Below are 15754 nucleotides of genomic sequence, written 5' to 3' on the forward strand. Positions count from 1 at the left end.
ACTGACGAAAAGGTTTTGGAAACTGTGCCCCAGCAGGCCGTCATCAGCGTATATAGGGGCACAAGGAGGTGCGATATGGCGACAGCAGCTACCCAAGTCGTTCTTGATACGCCGGCGGCGGAGTTCCGGCTTCCGGCCACCGACGGCAAGACTTACGCACTGGACGACGTTGCGGGCGAAAAAGGCACAGTCGTCGTCTTCATCTGCAACCATTGTCCCTATGTTAAAGCGGTGATCGGCCGCATGGTTTCGGACGCCCGCGTGCTGATGTCGGAGAGCATTGGCTTTGCGGCGATTTGCTCGAACGATGCGGCGAGCTATCCCGAAGACTCATTTGAGAATATGAAGCGTTTCGCGAAGGCTCATGATTTCCCGTTTCCATATCTCCACGACGAGACCCAGACAGTCGCTCGGGCGTATGGAGCGGTCTGTACGCCGGACTTCTTCGGTTACAATGCCGACCGCAAGCTCAAGTATCGCGGCCGGCTCGACGAAGGGCGCACAACTCCGCCTCGCGCGGGGGCGCCCCGGGAGCTTGTCGAGGCCATGCGCGCGATTGCGACCACCGGTCTGGCGCCGGCTGACCAAAAGTCATCCATTGGCTGCTCGATCAAATGGAAGGACGAATGAAGCCGATCCCTGTCAACAGGTTTTGTATCTGAGACCGGCTCGTGCGGCAGCATTGCTGCACGTGTGCGATTTGACTAGCGGCATCACGAGGGCGCTGCGGCTGCTGCCGGCGTCGCTTCGCCCCCTTCTCCAGGTCTGCTTCCGGGGCAACACGGACATCAACCGGTGAGATACCCGGTCAAGCTCGTCGAAAATAACCCACAGCGGACGTTTCAGTGAACAGATTTACCAGGCTGGACGTACCGGACCGCTTTGCGAAGCCGCATCAGATCGGAGCTCTGCCATCGCCTCTCAGGCAATAGTCGCGCGGTGTTGCAGCCAAACTTCCGATTATACGGTGGTGCAGCGTTATTTACGGGTGCGAATCTCATGTTGGCTTTGCAGGCCCGACGCCCTAGAATCGTGGCGATCGCCGGACGAGCGAAATGCAGTATGTTTGCGACGCGCCGAAGGGTAAGACCTGGTTCCGTATCGAGACGGAAGGTGAAGCGGCGCATGAGTCGCGCCTGATGAACCACACAGTCGAGAAATATTTCCGCAATGAGCGGGAGAAGGCACTCCAGTCCTGGCGTCCGGAACGGCCCAACGCGATCGAGCGCGACATCGGCCTCGAGGCCCATGTACGACGTGAGATGCCGGTTTTCCTCACGTTGCGCGACAGGGAGGGCAATGCACTGGCTACAGCGATGCTGCCACCGGGTGGCAAGGATCGCGGCAAGTTCCGGATCATCATCGTTGCCGCATCCAATGCCGATCCTTATCCTGAGCAGGAAGCGGCCATCGCTGCGCTGGGAGCGCATTTCGGTCTCACACTCGATCGTCACCGCTGCTTCCCTTATGGCCGCTAAGAAGCCTGACAAGTATCGCGCGGGATTGGAGCGACGTCGGCTCATGGCCCCGTTTGGGACATGCCAACCGGCCCGGAAACTGTCCGCGCGCGAGCGTCTGCAGGAGCGCCCCGGCCTCACTTTCCGTGCGCGTTAAGAACGCCCAGAATTGCAGCAGCTTGCAGGATTACGTGGATCGTAACCCGCGAAAGCGCGGACTGGCGTTCGCCGGCTTGCTCGCTGGCGACGTGATCGTGTTTTGCCCGATGTCGAACAGCCCGCCGGGCAGTGCTAACATGCAGGGCTAATCGCTCGGCATTTTGATAACGATCTGCACCGCGACCGGAGAATTCTATCGGCCTCAGTCGCAAGCCGTTAGCCGCCAAGGGCAACGAGACGTTGTAAGTCAATGTTCACCTGAAACACGGGGGTTGAGAATGAAGACGATCTTGGTCCCGATCCAAAACATTGCGACCATGGCATCCACACTCGAGGCCGCCGCACGCCTCGCGCAACGTACCGGCGCCTACATCGAAGGCTTTCCGCTCCGGTTCGGTATCCCTCCATATTTAGTCGCAGAATTAGCCACCGGCATCCCTTTGGATTCTTACCTTGCGAAGAGCCAGGAAGAGTTGGCCGAACTGCATCGTTTGTTCGAAGCGTTCATGCTAAAGCACGATATTCCTCCAGCCACTGCGCGCGCGAGCCGACCATGCTTCGGCTGGCTGGAAACCGCGCCTGAGGGTGAAGACTTTGTTGGAAGTTATGGGCGAGCTTTCGACGTCATTGTAATGCCACGGTCCGACGTTGATGCTGCCGGCCCTCACCGGCGCGCCATTGAATCCGCGCTGTTTGAGAGCGGTAGACCCGTTCTACTGGCGCCACCAGACGCGCCGAGAAGCATCGCGACAAACATTGTGATCCACTGGAACGGTAGTACCGAGCAGGCTCGGGTCAACGCTTTTGCCATGCCGCTGCTTCGTCTGGCAGAACGGGTAACGGTGCTGACCGTGATTGCCGGACAATCGGTACCAGGCCCATCTGCCGATCACATTGTCCGACAATTGCTGTACAACGACATTGCGACCAACCTAGTGAGCATTGAACTGGAAGACCGCGACACCGGTGAGGCGGTTCTTGATGCCGCCAGAGCGCAAGGCTGCGATCTGTTGATAAAAGGAGCCTTTACCCGCAACAGGCTGCGGCAAATGATATTCGGCGGCGCGACGAATTATATCATGGAACACGCGGATTTGCCCGTCCTAATGGCGCATTAGAACTGCGCGTACAATTCGCTCCGTCTGTCTTTGCGAGAAGCTATATGGGATGCCTGCACCGGCCCGCGGAAGCTTCGATTTACTGTCGGTTTGAGCACGTGGTGCAGACTCTAGGGTCGGCTATGAAGCAACAAAGTGTGGCGGTAATCCTCCCTTGTCGCAATGAAGAGGCGGCCGTCGGCGCCACGGTAACAGCATTTCGTGCGGCTTTGCCCCACGCTGCCATTTATGTCTTCGATAACAATTCGACCGATAATACCGTGAATATGGCTCGTGCTGCTGGCGCGATAGTTCGAACCGAACTGACGCCAGGAAAGGGCAACGTCGTCCGCCGGAGTTTTGCGGACATTGATGCCGATGTCTATGTGATGGCCGACGGCGATGCGACCTATGACGCAGCGGCTGCACCGACGATGATACAGGAGTTGATCGAACGCCAGCTGGACATGGTGGTAGGTGTGCGAAGTGCGGTCGCTGACGCCGCCGCCTTTAGGCCAGGTCATCGCCTCGGCAATGCGATCCTCAATGGAATGTTGTCGCATATCTTCGGTCGCTCGTTCAGCGATGTCCTCTCGGGCTATCGCGTATTCTCGCGCCGGTTCGTAAAAAGCTTCCCCGCCCTCTCGGAAGGTTTTGAGGTAGAGACGGAGATCAGCATCCATGCTCTGGGGTTGCACATGCCAGTGGCCGAGATCGGGACTGCTTACAAAGTACGGCCGGAAGGTTCGAAGTCCAAGCTCTCCCCGTTCCGCGACGGCTGTCGCATCCTGTTGGCCATCCTGACGCTGTTTCGAATTGAAAGACCGATGCTTTTTTTCGGTATAATTGGCACGTTGCTCGGGTTCGTTTCGATCGTGATCGCGGTACCTCTTGCCGTCACGTATGCTGAGATCGGCTTAGTGCCGCGTTTGCCAACCGCGGTTCTTTCGACAGGACTCATGATACTCGCCTTCCTTAGCTTCTTCAGTGGAATGATTCTCGACACTGTCGTGCGTGGCCGTCGCGAGTTACGGCGGCTCGCTTATTTGGCCTTGCGGCCTCCGGAATAAGAGATGTCGTTCACTCGTCTTGAGCTTGCTCCGTAAGGACGGATTTCTTCTGACCGCTCACAGGTTCAGGAGGCTGCGGTGCTGGAGCGATGCGCTCGCTTTTTCTGCGCACAGGAGCTTGCGAATGATGCGCTTAGCCCCTCCGCAGGCATGAGATAATTTCGATCAGTTCGACAGTAAAAAGGGCCAGCATGAAGCCGACCATCGGCACTGCGGGAATTAGGTATCGCCAGACGTCGAGGGTGTGGGCGCCGGCGGCGGTCCCGATCGAGGCCGCCCACATCACGATGACGATACCTCCGCGCGCTGAGAACCCGGGGCGCCAACGCCAAACGGCGGTCACCGTCCAATATATTACGGCGATGACGAACGCGATGGACAAGGCCCTGAACAGATAGGCGGAGATGACTGGGAAATCAGACAGTAGGCCGATCCGAACTGGTCCACCTTGCAGATCGATCGGCTGAGCCGCCCGGCCGTGCCGCGTCATGATGTCGGACACGTGCGGCACATCGTCGGTCGACACCGGGATGGCAGGTTCGAGTCCGTAAACCGGCCATGCGACCGTGGCCCCATAGGCCATCTGACGGGCGACCTTGCCCGCGTAGGCCAGCGGCCGGTCGCGCACGGCGGCCAGGAAGATGCGCCGATAGGCTCTCGCCGCGCCGTCGGCATTTCCGGCATCGCTGGCGACGTCTCGATCCAGTGCAGTGTCGAAGAGGCACGCGTCACCGAAAAACCCGAGTGCCGGCCACCGACCCGGCTCCGCCGTGAAGTCGGCGACAAGCCGCGCCATCGTGGCGTCGGCGCGGTCTCCGGCCGCCGACGCGATCTCGCGTCGCGCTGCATCGCTTGCGAGCACGATGTTCAGGTGATTGCAGAACAATGTCTTGGGGACGAACACGATGGAGGCTTGATCGGAGTTGGAAGCCCCGAACCGGGAACCGGTGGCGAGGAGCCCCAACGCCGCCCCGACGGACACGGCAATCACGGCAAGGCGCGCAGACGTGTCTGGGCGGGCGAGGATCGCGCCCACCAGGACGGCGACGATCGGGACCAGGACTCCTTGCGACCTGAAGCACGCCGCGAGCGCCGCACATAAGACAGCGGCAGCGACCGCGTAGCACCGCGCCGTTTTGTCGACGCAGGTGGCAACGAGCAATCCGGCCGTTGCGAGATTGAGAAAGACCGCAAAGAGAAGCTCCGAGGTGACGACATTCCTGAACAGCAGCAGGCCCGGATACGTCGCCACGAGGATGATCGGCACGAGCCCACCGGCGTTGCGCGTCGTCGCCTGCGCGGTTGCTGCGAGCGCCAGGATCAGGATGGTCCACGCCGCCTGCTGCAGGCGCACCACCGTGCCGAGGTCGCCTCCGAACGCGAACGTCACGCCCAGCAACGCCGGGTAGCCCGGATCGCGCCCACCCGCCACCGTCGGCTGTCCGGCCTCGAGCGTACGAAAAGCAGATTCCACGAAGGATGGCGTGTCGCCCCAGATGACCGGGACCGCGGGCCTGGACGACGCGACGATCACCACCAGCAGCGCGGTCCACGCCAGCATGGTCCATGGCCACGGGGACCCGACGCCGCCCAAGGAGGCCGCTCCGCCCGTTGTACGCGCTGGAGCTTCGAGCTCCGACCGCACCACTGCCTCCCACTGAAATGAAGCTCGAATGCTAACCCAGCCTCTTGCCAGACCAAAACGCTCTGCAAGACAATCGGCGAGCACTGCGCGCTCTCGGCGCCTTCACTTTCCTGTCAGTGCGCGCGTCTGCGAGACATGATGGCCGACGCCTGCATGAAGGTGGCATCTGGGATAGCGAGGCGTTGGTCTAGGCTGAAGCGCCGCTAGTTGAGATCGGCGATCCGTCAACTTGGACGGTCGCCGATCTCCCGTCGACGGTTGCCAGGCAGACCTTCACGTTCCTGCCAACGCCCGCTTTGCGCCCAAAAGCTGCCCTCCCCGCAAGGTCGCGTTTGGACCCATAACTGACTTCGGCAGTTTCCGAGGGTTGGCGTACTCTGCCCCCAAAATGCGACCTCGCGTAAAGCGCAGCTCTTGGCGCAAACCAGACACATCTACGCTTGGGCCACGCACGCAGGCATCATCGCCAATCGTCGAAGCCCCCACGAATAGTTGCTGGCGGGGCCCGAGGCGGCGGATGACCCGCGTCAGGTCGGTCTCTGCGAAAATCGCGGCGTGAGCACCCGAACGCGCCGCCTGTCCGGTGGGACAATAGACGAACGCAACCGGAGCGGCGACCTCTACTTGCAGCCGCGGCAAATCGTGAGCTTGCCCTTGAGTTTGTCATCGTCCGCAGGATTGACCGATTGCAGCCCAAAGACACGGTCCGCTTCTTGATCGAGCTTGGGCTGCTTTGCCGGGCGCGGCCTGACGGGTCGCGTCGTCAGGCTTGACGCGTCATTCTCGTCGACGATGCCGACGCTAAAGCCATCGTAATCGGTAGCCGGCTTGGCCAACGGCGGCAGCCTGTCGATCACCGGTGCTGGCGAAACGTCGTCGGACGCCAACGGCGTGTCCTTGACAGTAACAGATGGTGGGGCGCCGGCAGCGGTCGCCCGTGGCGGCGACACGCTGGGTGCCGCCATCGGCGGCCAAACGCTGTTGGTGGCGGCCGGAGGTGCCGCCCCCTGTTCGCTTAACGGCGGCGGCGGAGCAAGCGAAAGCGGCGGGGCCAGCGACGTCTGACATCTCGCACTGTCGTGTAACCAAACACCAGCGGCCAACAGGCCAAGGGCAAACAGCGCAGCGTTTTTCATTAGCGCTTCTGCAAATCACTCTGACTGAAGAATAGATCGCGTGACTTCCCTGGCCACGCTTCGGCAAAAATATCCACGCCTGATATGGCGATCAAAAATTGACGGAAATGGGGAGTCATGGGCCGAAACAAGCGCGCATCGGTCCGCTTGTGGCCTTTCGGCAACCCTCGTTATCGGCCCCTTGGGGTCCCTCGGAAGTCCATGCGGGCCGATGGGATGTCCCTTTGGTCTCGCAGTCGTGACGATCAGGGCTTCCGGTGCGCACAAGCGCGATGAGATTGGGATCAATCATCATCGCGCTTTAGCTTCTTGCTTGAGCATGATTTCCGCGAAAACTAGAGGTCGAAATTCGTGGGCGGCATGACCGTGTCGCGAATGGTCATGCCGCGTGGCCGCGTCAGCATGACCATCACCACATCAGCCACCTCGCTGGCCTTGAGGAGACACTTCCGGATTCCTTGGCCTCCTTCAGCTTCTCGGGCGGCCAGTCCGCGAGCAGCGCGCTGATGACGGGTCCGGGTGAGATCGAGCCCACTTGACGTCGTACGGTCTGGACAAAGCAGTTGATTGCCCATTTGGACGACGCATAGACCGGCTGCCACGGCGTCGGAAAATGCGCCCCCAGGGAACTGGTGACGACGATATCGCCGGTGCGCGCGCGATCATGTGCGGCAGCACGTCGCGCACATTCTTCATCACGACGTTGACGTTCAGGTTCAGCATCCGGTCGATCGCTTTGGCATCGACCAGATCGCCGCCAACATATGTCCCCGCATTGGAATGCAGGATGTCGAGTTAGCCAGCCTGCTCCAGGATATTCGGCAGCAGTGTCGCGCAGGCCTTCGGATCGAGCAGGTCGATCACCAGGGGGGATCACGGCGTCGCCATGCTTGCTGCTGAGCGCCGTCAGCGCCGCCTCGTCGCGGTCGACCATCACCACGCGCGCACCTGCCGCCAACATCGCCTCGCTGCTCGCCAATCCGATGCCTGACGCGGCGCCGGTCGCGGCGGCAATTTTGCTTTCCAATTCTCTCGCCGCAGGGCACGCGCCTAAGGATCGATCAGGACGCCCGGGTTGAGCATGCCGCGGGGATCTAGTTCGCGCTTGGCGGCCCGCAACGCGGCGGCAAAAAGCTGTGGCCGCTGCCGGTCGTACCAGGGCCGGTGATCGCGGCCAACCGCATGGTGATGCGTGATGGTGCCGCCTGCCGCGATCAGCGCGTCGCTCGCCGCGTCCTTGATGGCCTGCCACTGCGCGAGCAGCGCACCGTGCCGACCGCGCGCGTGGAAGGAGAAGTAGGGCGCGGGCCCATCCGGGTAGACGTGGGTGAAGCGACAGGTGACTTCACCCTTCACCCCGGTCGCTTGCAGAATCGCGCGTTCGGTTCCCGCCTTGACCTGATCGTGAAAGCTTTCGAACCGATCCCAGGTGATGGCGGTCTCGAACGTATCGTTGATGATAGCAGCGGGCGTCAAGAATTCGCGCGCATAGGGCATGCGAATGAACGCATTGCGCCAGATGCCTGCCGCGCCTTCGAGATGGGCGTCGCCGGCCTCTGCGGGCTCCGGTGTCCCGCGGTGGTCGGCGCAGCATTCGAGCGCACGCTTGAACCAGGCGTCCAGGGGATGATCGCCCGATTCGAATGCCAGCACCATGATGGCCGAGTTGCCGTCGGCCGCGCCGGTGTTGAACGCCTCCTGCGGGTCCAGGATGCGGCAATTGGAGGGATAGAGGCCGGCTTGCGCAACCGCACGCACCGCGCGCGCGGCATCGAAGAAAGTGGGAAAGCGAACCGAAGCGCCGGCGCGAAACTTTGGACGGGGCTGCAAGCGCATCCAGGCGCGCGAAATCACGCCCAAAATTCCTTCCGAGCCGATGAACATGCGGTCGGGGCTCGGACCCGCACCCGAACCGGGAAGCCGGCGCGTCTCCACGACGCCAACCGGCGTCACGACACGCAGGCTTTCGACAAAATCGTCGATATGGGTGTAGAGACTGGCGAAGTGGCCGCCCGATCGCGTCGCGATCCAGCCGCCCAGGGTCGAATATTCAAAACTCTGCGGAAAATGCCGCAACGTGACGCCGTGCGGCTTGAGCTGGTTTTCCAGCGATGGACCATAGGTGCCGGCGTCGATTAATGCGGCGCGCGAGAGAGGATCGACTTCGACGACCTTGGAGAGATTGCGCAGGTCGAGCGTGACGGCCGCCTTGTGCTTGGTGCCGTCGGCCTGCGGCTCGACGCCACCGCACACGCTCGATCCGCCTCCGAACGGCGTCAGCGAAGCGCCGACGGACCCCGCCCAGTCCATGACAGCCGATATCTCCGACTCGTTGCGAGGATAGGCCACGACATCGGGAGCGCAATCGTAATCGCCGAGCATGGCCCTGACGTAATCCGGATATGACTTGCCGTAAGTGTGTGCGGCGCGGTCGTAGCGTTCGGTCGTGCAGAACGGCGTGAGCGAAGCTGGCGGCACCACGCGCGGCTCCCGCAAGGACAGCTCTTCAAGGCCGGGAATAGTAACCGTGTCGAATTCGCCGGTACCAAACTTGGCGTGGTAGCGGCCGAGGACAAACGCCCGCTCTTCCGCGCTCATGCCTTCGCCTTCCCGTCCCCAGCCGTAATGTTTCAGCCTTATGCCGGTCATGAGCGTTCCCCGTGTTTCGTTTCGAGAGTTTTTTGAATACTCTGAACGACAGCGCTGCAGAGTGAGCTCGTTCGATCGGAACAATACGCTTTCGAGAGGGAGCATGAAAGACGACGGCGGCGGGCAATTTCTTCTGCAAACGGCGCCGCAGCAGCCGCGGCACCCGCTCAGTCTTACCCGCATGGGGTACGACCAAATGTCAGGTCGACAACCCGGTGCCTGAACAGGGCCTGGATAGGACGCCCCCAGTTGGATGACCGCTGGAACAGGTGAAGCCGCCCCGGACAGCCGCGGACGTTCGGATGCGACCGACCGCCGCCTGCCGCGATCCTAATCTCACCAGATCGAGAACGCACTTCTCATCGGCGAGCCCCAATAGAGATGGCGATATGTCCAGCAGGCAAATATGCTTCCTCAGGCAAGCTCTAGCAGTGAGTTCCCCTGAACGCCGCCATCACTTCAGCAACCATCCGCTGCTGCTCCCCCACATAACGTGGAGAGAAGTGAAACGGCTCGACGCGGCGCACATTGGCTTCTCGAGCAATTTCTCCAGCAGCTGTGGTCGTGAGATGAGCCCGGTGCCTCGCCAGCGCATCGTCCGCTCCTGCAAACGCCGCTTCGATGAAGAGGATATCCGCGTTCTGCACGAGCGCTACGATGGCGCCACGATTGGCCGGCGTATCGGCAACGTCGGTGACATAGCCAACTTTCTGTCCGGCCGTGACGGTGAGGAGATCACGCAAGGCCCCAAGTGGAACGAGCCGATTGCCCGAAACCGCCGATCCATCGATCTTGATCAAATGATCGTCCGCGCGCCGTTCGACCACGGCCTGCTTGAGTGAGCGCAACCACGGACCGACGGGCAGCCCGCGCTCCAACAACCGGTTCTTCCAGACATTGACATGCGCCGCCTCCTGCAGCGCAAAAGCAAGGCAGGGCGTACCGTGTTCAAGGATCACGGCTGACACGCGATGGGTCGGTTCGTCGCAGATTACCCCGGCAAGGGTTTTGCGAGAGACTGATGCCTCTGCGACAAAAGCCCTCCTCAGTCTGAACCGCGTGTTCAAGATGGAATTCGCCGCTGCGAGTTCGTTCACGACGAAGACAAGATCGCTAGAATAGGTTTCGACCAGATTCCAGCGATAGACCTGAAGCTTGTGAAAGACCCGCTCAGTAAAGCCGGATGGACCAAAGAGCTGCACAGACTTCTCGTGTCCGACAAGCAAGCGAAGCAGGTGGTCGAATCCAACGAAGTGATCGATATGCTCGTGCGAGACGAAGACCTGGTCGATGCGTCGTATCTTCCGCGGCGAGAGCGAAAAAATCTCTCCGATATCGAACAGCAGGCTGCGCTTCTCGAACAGCGTCTCCACATATACCGTCGGGTCGCCGTAGCGGCCATTGACCAGGTTCGGATGAAAAAGCGGTCGCATAGCAAGCCAATCTGCCGCAGCTGCCCGACGGACTTCCTGATCTAAGCAGACTTTATGGATTTCCACGCGCCAAAATCGAGCTATACGGCCGCAATCTGGTCGCGCTCGTGCACCGATCCGGCGAGGTCGCGCCGGCTCCGTAGGAACTCTCAAGCCCGAGCCCAGGTCCGAACCTATATCCCCTGCAAGTTGATGGAGGAAGCCATGAAACTCGTTTCAAGTGCCTTCGCCGACGGAGCGCAAATTCCGAGACGGTTCACCTGCGACGGAGAAGACCTCTCACCGCCTCTGCAATGGTCTGATGCGCCGAACCTCGAGCCCATTCGTTGACGGGTCGATCGAAGCCCTTGATCGACTCTAGGTAGTCGTCAATCTTGACAAGCTCTTGCCTAGCCCGGTCAAGTTTGGTCGCGAGTTTTAGGAACGCTGGATGCTTAGACGAGATCACGTTCGAACTCCTTAAGCCGCGCAGGGCTGAGATCTTCCGCATAGATCAGATCGTACGAGATCCCGGATCCGCGCATAACCCTCCACATCTGCTGCGAAGACTGCGACGAGGCGTCGGCTGATGTCTGGAAGGTCCAACATGTCTGTCCCGATGCCAACCTATGGTTCACAGTGTAGGCTTGAGGGCGCGCCCTCGTCTTCCTGAACGTCCAATGTTGACGTAGACGGACATCATCCCTCCGGCAACCCGGCAAGCCGCAAGCCCTCTTCAAGCCTAGCCAAGTCGTCAGGGCGGCGAATAGGGATTAACGTCTTAATGTGTGAGACGCGAAGTGCCGGAACGAGCTGCATCAAGCGGACAGCCGCGTCTCGGGCGTCTTCACGCTTGCCAGCGAGCGCCAAGCTCGCAGCCAACACACGCAGGGCAACTGGGGAAATCTGTTCTTGGATCGATCTTTCCGCCCAGCTAGACGCCTCGCCGTATCGTCCAGCAAAGAAATGGCCGTAAGCTATCGATGCCTGCATGTAGGAAAGCCTCGGAGCGAGTGGATCCAGGCGCATCGCCCCCAACCCATCATCAACCGCCTGGTCTGGTTCACCAATCCAACCTTTTATCCAGCTGCGAAAAAAGAGCGCAACCGCCGAGTTCGGATTCAGTAGCAGCGCTCTGTTGATCAGATTCGCGCCCGCGTCGAGATCGCCAGCGACATGGGCAAGCGTCACGCCGGCAAAGCAGAGCGCGGTGGCGTCATTCTTCCCCAACTCCGCTGCACGACGAGCGAGTCGCGTACCTTCCGTAATCTCTTTCGGAGCATCGACCATCCAACCGTGAGCTTTGCGCAACCAATAGCAGCTCGATGCAAGGGCATAGGCTGGGGCGAAATCTGGATCGAGTTGGATCGCCTTAATGAAATAGCGAAGCGCCTCATCGGTAGCTTCCTTCTCATATTTGTAATACCCTGCAAGACCGCGCAGATAGTGATCGTATGCGTCTAGACTCGCGGTTGGTTTGTGTGCGACGCGATCGATTTCAACATCCACAATCTTGGGAGCAACCGCGTTCGCTACGCGCGCGGTGATTTGGTCTTGCAAATCGAAAATGCCCTGAAGGTCTCCCTCGAAGCGATCTCCCCAGAGATGAGCGCCGGAGCCGGCATCGATGAGTTGCCCGGTGATGCGCACGCGGTTTCCCATCTTACGCACGCTGCCCTCAAGCACACAACGTACACCAAGTTCGCGACCCACCTGCCTGATGTCGACAGCCTTTCCCTTGTAGGTGAAGGTCGAGTTGCGCGCGATGACGAATAGCTCGCCAAATCGCGACAATGCCGTGATGATGTCTTCCACCATGCCATCCGCAAAGTAGTCCTGCTCGGGATCGCCACTCATGTTTTGGAATGGAAGAACGGCGATGGAGGGCTTGGCGGGCAACGGAGGCGTCCCCTTTAGGGCGAACTCGCTAGAAGCTGCGTCATTTGGCGAACCAAGGGCAGGAGGAAATGGCGCGCCTGGTGCCGTTGCTGTAGTGCTCTTGCTCTTTGTTCTAGCGTCCAATCCATCGTTGCCGAGCGCATAGGCACGGATAGGCCGAGCGATGTTCTTGAGGCTCTTCTCGCCAAGGTCCGTGAAATCGGCCGGGACCTTACCGCGCACCTGCTCGTAAGCGGACGCGGAGATGCAGATGCCACCCGGCTCAGCGATCCCCTCAAGTCGAGCGGCGATGTTGACACCATCGCCAAGAATGTCATCGCCCTCCTCGATCAGGATGTCGCCGAGGTTGATCCCGATCCTGAACATCATCCGGCGATCAACGGGCACGCCTTCGTTCCGCTCGGCCATCACCACCTGCACCGCAACCGCGCACTCGACCGCATCGACTATCGAGGAAAACTCAAGCAGCACGCCGTCCCCCGTGGACTTCACTAGGCGACCTCCGTGCTTTGCCACGAGAGCGTCGGTGACCTTGCGGTGTTCGCGGAGAGTATGGGCGGTGCCGACCTCGTCTAGGCCCATGAGGCGCGAGTAGCCCGCCACGTCAGCGGCGACGATGGCCGCCAGCCTGCGTCCGACCCTGCCTGGATGCGCTTCAGCCATGGGCACGCGATCCCGTTCGAAGGGACATTATGGACGACGGAACCGCGGGTTATCACCGGGACACCACGGGGTCCGTCGCGAAAACTGGTGCCGAGCACTCCGAGCCGAGCTCGGCTTCGGCCAAGAGCCTCCTCCCGCCCGCCGTCCGGCTACTTCCGCTCTACCGGCCAACCGACAGATTCCAGAGCACCTTTCGACTTTAGGCCCCCCTCTAGCAGCGCCGCGTCTTCGTGGGAGAAAAACCAGCCGCCTCGATCGGATCACTCAGGTATGCCTACGGCTTGACCTATATGCTCGACCGCTGCGGCGCGCGCTACCGCTGATGTCCTAGACCGATTCCGAGATTCAACGCCTTCTGCCGCAGCGCGCCTACCGTTCTCTTGGTCAGCTTCGATATCTTTGCGACCGGGGTTCTTGCCTTCGAATGGGCCTTCAGTTCCTTGATATCTGCCGCAGTCCACTCGCGGCGCTTAACGCGCTTCTTCGTTGCCTTCTTCGCCATATGAATAACTCCTTTTGAATGAGGAGCGGCTTGTATCACGGTTTCGCTGCGAGACCATGATCTGCTTAGCTACCGCCTGGGGCAGTTTGTGTCGCGATCCTTGTAGGCTATGGATGCGTCTTTGAAGGCCGCAACCTATCTACTTTCCATGTCAAAGTTTACGACCCAGATCCCACGGAACCCGTGGCCGGTGCATTTCTGGATCAGGATCTTGAGGATACTAAAAAACTTCAAGATATGGCTTTCGGCATAGAGCGCCTCATATCTGTGGCCGTGCAGGATCGACGCGGCCACGCTGAAGACCGCCGCGGCGGCGCTGGCAGATGGATGCCTACGGTGATCCCCATTGCGTCGGGCGTGCGGGTGGAATTGGCAGATTCAAAGCGTCGCTCACGCCGCTTAAGCGCTGATCAGCCTTCCGCCCAAAAACGGCCTAGCCAGAGGCCTTCGCTGGATGCCTACGCCTGTCCAGGATATCTGTCGCTGTCGCAACCATGTCGTCGAGCTCATCCCGTCCCGAAAAGACGCTGACCAGATTGAACGGCACGTAAACGGTCATTTCGACCGTTCAGTGCCGAAGTACAGCGATGCGCAGCCGAGCGCCGTGATACCCGCCGAAACGAGCAGAACCGGAGGATATCCGCCTAACCGCTCATGGAGATATCAGATGAATGCGGGGCCGCAAGCCGAGAAAAATTGGATGCAGGTCGCGGCCATTCCATATACGCCGGCGAAGGCCTTGGCGCCGAATTCGCGGCGGACAACGATCGGGCTGAGCGTCGTGACGTGTCCGATCGCGAAGCCGTAGATCAAGCTGCCGACGATTAGCGTCGGGATCGAAGGAAATAGCCCGATCGCGAGGAGCGCGGCCAATTGTGCGACCATCGCTTGGCAAGCTAATCGCCGAACCGGCGCGCCATCGACAATCTTCGCCAGGTAGAGGCGGCCAAACAGCGTGACCGCCCCCGTCGCGCTGACCAGCACGCCGGCACCGAACTTGCCGAGAAACTGCTCGGCCAACGCGACGTGGTGAGCGATGAAGCCGATCTGGGCGAGCAGTGTCAGCGCGAAAGCTGCAGTTGCGCTCCAGAGCAGGCGCCGCCGGTTCTCGGGCGTCGCGATGTGCTCGGCGAAGTCCAGCGCGCCGCCGGCACCGACGAGCCCACCGTCCCTCCTCATGCCCAGATCTTCGGGACCGCGGTACCGAAGGACCGCCCCGATGAGGGGAAGAAGGACGAGGCCGGCGACGACGCTTGCCGCGAGCAGGCCCCCGCGAAGACCAAGCCGATCGACGACCGCTCAAGCGGTTCCGGGGCTTTTCCTATCGGGTATTCCCTTAAGTGAAGCATTCCTTTTTGGAATGGAAAATATACATGCCGGCTATTGGAAAAGCTCGTCCCATGTTGCGATTAGAGGTTACGGCAGTCACACGCTTCATTGACAGGCCAGATGCAACTTAAGCCTGGGTTCTGGGACGTCTCCGCGCTGACGAGGACGTGCCATGCTCCTAAAGTGCCGTATCTGGTCCACCGATTTTTTGCAGCATGTTGGTGAACGATTGCTCGTCAGCTCGCCGCTCACTCCCAAATACGCTCAGGAGACATCGATGGCTTTTACCCTAGAGATCAACGGCAAACACCATGAGGTCGATGTTGACGGTGATGCTCCACTTCTGTGGGTACTGCGCGATGTGCTTGGAATGACCGGGACCAAGTTCGGTTGCGGCCAAGCGCTTTGCGGCGTCTGCACCGTGCATGTCGGCGGTCAGCCGGTCCGCTCCTGCCAAACGCGGGTCGACAGCGTCGGCGATAGTGCGGTCACCACGATCGAGGCGATCGGCCACACGCCGGAGGGCGCGGCCTTGCAGAAGGCATGGCTGGAGCTTGAGGTGGTGCAGTGCGGCTATTGCCAGTCCGGCCAGATCATGTCGGCGGCGGCACTCCTGAAGGACGCGCCAAAGCCGACGGATGACGACATCGATGCTGCTATGTCGGGGAACGTCTGCCGATGCGGCACTTATCAGCGCATCCGCGCTGCGATCAAGCATGCTGCGGGAGTTTGAGAT

General features: G+C 60.6%; 12 protein-coding genes and 1 pseudogene. 5 read left to right on the plus strand and 8 right to left on the minus strand.

Annotated features, from left to right (window positions below; genetic code table 11):
• Nucleotides 1–75: 75 nt before the first annotated feature.
• The 4 genes from QDT69_RS04565 (at nt 76) to QDT69_RS04580 (ending at nt 3783) form a co-directional block, all read left to right on the plus strand.
• A complete protein-coding gene (locus tag QDT69_RS04565; RefSeq protein ID WP_279705443.1) occupies nt 76–630 on the plus strand; it encodes a thioredoxin family protein in 555 nt (184 codons plus the stop codon).
• A 425-nt stretch (nt 631–1055) separates the two neighbouring features.
• On the plus strand, nt 1056–1478 hold the full coding sequence (locus QDT69_RS04570) for a hypothetical protein (protein WP_279705444.1): 423 nt from the start codon (nt 1056–1058) through the stop codon (nt 1476–1478).
• A 416-nt stretch (nt 1479–1894) separates the two neighbouring features.
• Nucleotides 1895–2734, plus strand: coding sequence for a universal stress protein (locus tag QDT69_RS04575; RefSeq protein ID WP_279705445.1), 840 nt, complete (start codon nt 1895–1897; stop codon nt 2732–2734).
• Between the two features lie 122 nt (nt 2735–2856).
• The gene (locus QDT69_RS04580; protein ID WP_279705446.1) at nt 2857–3783 is read left to right on the plus strand and encodes a glycosyltransferase; all 927 of its coding nucleotides are present in this window, start codon (nt 2857–2859) and stop codon (nt 3781–3783) included.
• Between the two features lie 133 nt (nt 3784–3916).
• Here QDT69_RS04580 and QDT69_RS04585 read toward each other — a convergent pair whose 3' ends face one another.
• From QDT69_RS04585 to QDT69_RS04620, 8 genes and pseudogenes are all read right to left on the minus strand, one after another.
• Complete coding sequence (locus QDT69_RS04585) at nt 3917–5344, minus strand: hypothetical protein (RefSeq protein WP_279705447.1); 1428 nt, start codon at nt 5342–5344, stop codon at nt 3917–3919.
• A 704-nt stretch (nt 5345–6048) separates the two neighbouring features.
• Nucleotides 6049–6564: a hypothetical protein gene (locus QDT69_RS04590; protein ID WP_279705448.1), complete on the minus strand. Its 516-nt coding sequence runs from the start codon at nt 6562–6564 to the stop codon at nt 6049–6051.
• A gap of 335 nt (nt 6565–6899) precedes the next feature.
• A pseudogene (locus tag QDT69_RS04595) lies at nt 6900–7591 on the minus strand (SDR family oxidoreductase).
• A 23-nt stretch (nt 7592–7614) separates the two neighbouring features.
• Nucleotides 7615–9213: an FAD-binding oxidoreductase gene (locus QDT69_RS04600; RefSeq protein WP_347952024.1), complete on the minus strand. Its 1599-nt coding sequence runs from the start codon at nt 9211–9213 to the stop codon at nt 7615–7617.
• A 425-nt stretch (nt 9214–9638) separates the two neighbouring features.
• Nucleotides 9639–10712: an MBL fold metallo-hydrolase gene (locus QDT69_RS04605; protein ID WP_279705450.1), complete on the minus strand. Its 1074-nt coding sequence runs from the start codon at nt 10710–10712 to the stop codon at nt 9639–9641.
• 612 nt (nt 10713–11324) lie between these two features.
• Nucleotides 11325–13187: an adenylate/guanylate cyclase domain-containing protein gene (locus tag QDT69_RS04610; protein ID WP_279705451.1), complete on the minus strand. Its 1863-nt coding sequence runs from the start codon at nt 13185–13187 to the stop codon at nt 11325–11327.
• Between the two features lie 313 nt (nt 13188–13500).
• Entirely contained in the window at nt 13501–13689 is a 189-nt protein-coding gene (locus QDT69_RS04615) for a hypothetical protein (RefSeq protein WP_279705452.1), read from the minus strand.
• Nucleotides 13690–14352: 663 nt separating this feature from the next.
• Nucleotides 14353–14868 carry a hypothetical protein gene (locus QDT69_RS04620; protein WP_279705453.1) on the minus strand — a complete coding sequence of 172 codons (516 nt, stop codon included), beginning with the start codon at nt 14866–14868 and terminating at the stop codon, nt 14353–14355.
• A 427-nt stretch (nt 14869–15295) separates the two neighbouring features.
• On the opposite strand from QDT69_RS04620, the gene QDT69_RS04625 reads away from it, so the two are divergent.
• Nucleotides 15296–15751 carry a 2Fe-2S iron-sulfur cluster-binding protein gene (locus tag QDT69_RS04625; RefSeq protein WP_279705701.1) on the plus strand — a complete coding sequence of 152 codons (456 nt, stop codon included), beginning with the start codon at nt 15296–15298 and terminating at the stop codon, nt 15749–15751.
• Nucleotides 15752–15754: the final 3 nt, after the last annotated feature.

The sequence above is a fragment of the Bradyrhizobium sp. CER78 genome, from assembly GCF_029846235.1.
GTDB lineage: Bacteria > Pseudomonadota > Alphaproteobacteria > Rhizobiales > Xanthobacteraceae > Bradyrhizobium.

Coding starts and splice junctions, on each gene's coding strand:
- QDT69_RS04565 (WP_279705443.1), top strand. CDS start 76: ATGGCGACAGCAGCTACCCAAGTCGTTCTTGATACGCCGGCGGCGGAG.
- QDT69_RS04570 (WP_279705444.1), top strand. CDS start 1,056: ATGCAGTATGTTTGCGACGCGCCGAAGGGTAAGACCTGGTTCCGTATC.
- QDT69_RS04575 (WP_279705445.1), top strand. CDS start 1,895: ATGAAGACGATCTTGGTCCCGATCCAAAACATTGCGACCATGGCATCC.
- QDT69_RS04580 (WP_279705446.1), top strand. CDS start 2,857: ATGAAGCAACAAAGTGTGGCGGTAATCCTCCCTTGTCGCAATGAAGAG.
- QDT69_RS04585 (WP_279705447.1), bottom strand. CDS start 5,344: ATGCTGGCGTGGACCGCGCTGCTGGTGGTGATCGTCGCGTCGTCCAGG.
- QDT69_RS04590 (WP_279705448.1), bottom strand. CDS start 6,564: ATGAAAAACGCTGCGCTGTTTGCCCTTGGCCTGTTGGCCGCTGGTGTT.
- QDT69_RS04600 (WP_347952024.1), bottom strand. CDS start 9,213: ATGACCGGCATAAGGCTGAAACATTACGGCTGGGGACGGGAAGGCGAA.
- QDT69_RS04610 (WP_279705451.1), bottom strand. CDS start 13,187: ATGGCTGAAGCGCATCCAGGCAGGGTCGGACGCAGGCTGGCGGCCATC.
- QDT69_RS04615 (WP_279705452.1), bottom strand. CDS start 13,689: ATGGCGAAGAAGGCAACGAAGAAGCGCGTTAAGCGCCGCGAGTGGACT.
- QDT69_RS04620 (WP_279705453.1), bottom strand. CDS start 14,868: ATGAGGAGGGACGGTGGGCTCGTCGGTGCCGGCGGCGCGCTGGACTTC.
- QDT69_RS04625 (WP_279705701.1), top strand. CDS start 15,296: ATGGCTTTTACCCTAGAGATCAACGGCAAACACCATGAGGTCGATGTT.